This is a genomic window from Stenotrophomonas sp. STEN029 (assembly GCF_056760015.1).
The window spans coordinates 1-1,328 of sequence record NZ_JBRREC010000176.1 but is presented as its reverse complement, the minus strand read 5'-3'; the positions used below and the strand labels follow the sequence as shown (position 1 = coordinate 1,328).

The 1,328-nt window shown below is 63.6% G+C and carries 1 protein-coding gene; it reads left to right on the top strand.

Annotated elements, in window-relative coordinates:
- The first annotated feature begins 599 nt into the window (after positions 1–599).
- Positions 600–1,232: an FABP family protein gene (locus ACVOLI_RS20470; RefSeq protein ID WP_481615784.1), complete on the top strand. Its 633-nt coding sequence runs from the start codon at positions 600–602 to the stop codon at positions 1,230–1,232.
- Positions 1,233–1,328: the final 96 nt, after the last annotated feature.

Below are 1,328 nucleotides of genomic sequence, written 5' to 3'. Positions count from 1 at the left end.
GTGCCAGCTTCGCGGCTGACGCCGCTCCTACAGAACCCACAGCTGGTTTTCGATGGAGCCCCAGCCGAGCATGGCTCGGCGCTACCTGTATTCCGCTATCCACACAGACTGTGTCCTGCTGCATACACAAGCTGTGGATAAGGCCGTGCAGCCCTTGTGCCACGGCCCTCTGCAAAGCATGGTGATTTTTTGTCCACGCGCTGTGGGCAAGCCGCCGTAGTGCCGAGCCATGCTCGGCAGGGGCCTTACCGACATTGTTGTAGGAGCGGTGTGAGCCGCGAAGCTGGCGCAGCAGGGATCGCCGAACTGCCTGCAATCTGTTGAACCATCAGCTTCGCGGCTGACGCCGCTCCTACAAAACCGACAGCTGGCTTTTCGATAGCGCCCCAGCCGAGCATGGCTCGGCTCTACCTGTATCCCGCTATCCACACAGCTTGTGTCCTGCTAGCTACACAAGTTGTGGATAACCGCGCGCAGCCCTTGTGCTGCGGTCCTCTGCAAAATATGGTGATATTTTGTCCATCACTTGTGGACAGGTGGAGGTGAGCCTGCAGCGTGTTCTGCGTACCATGGGCGGGATACCCACATGGCTGTACCTCATGACGACGTTCCCGGAAGACATCTATACCGAACCCACCGCCGATACCGATACGCTGGCCAACCTGGGGCCACTGGCGCCGATGGCCGGCATCTGGATCGGCGAGCGCGGCATGGACGTCAACCCCAAGTCCGATGGCCCCGAACGGCAGGCCTTCATCGAACACGTCGAACTGCAGCCGATCGACGCGCAGCCCAATGGCCCCCAGTTGTTCTACGGGCTGCGTTATCACACCCGCATCCACAAGCCCGGTGAAGTGGAGACCTTCCACGATCAGGTCGGCTACTGGCTGTGGGAGCCGGCGACCGGCACGGTGATCCAGACGCTGACCATCCCGCGCGGGCAGACCGCGATGGCGGTTGGCAAGGCGGCGCCCGATGCGAAGCGCTTCCGCCTGCGCGCCGAGCGTGGCTCGATGACCAATGGCATCAGCTCCAACCCGTTCCTGGAACACGCGTTCCGTACCGACAGCTACGAGATCGAGGTCACCATCAACGATGACGGCAGCTGGTCCTACGAACAGGAAACGATGCTGGTCATCCCGGACCGCAGCGCGCCGTTCGCGCATACCGACCGCAATACGCTGCGCCGGATCGGCGAGCCAACCCCCAACCCGACCGCACGGGCTGTGTAGTGCCGAGCCCAGCGCGGCGGGGGGGGGACACCAAAGTTTGGAGCCCAATTTGGGGGGGGGGGGGCCCCCCCCCCCGGGGGGGCGGGGAGAGGAGCC

Bases quoted from the DNA above. Each gene is read 5' to 3' on its own strand.
- ACVOLI_RS20470 (WP_481615784.1), top strand. From the start codon at position 600: ATGACGACGTTCCCGGAAGACATCTATACCGAACCCACCGCCGATACC.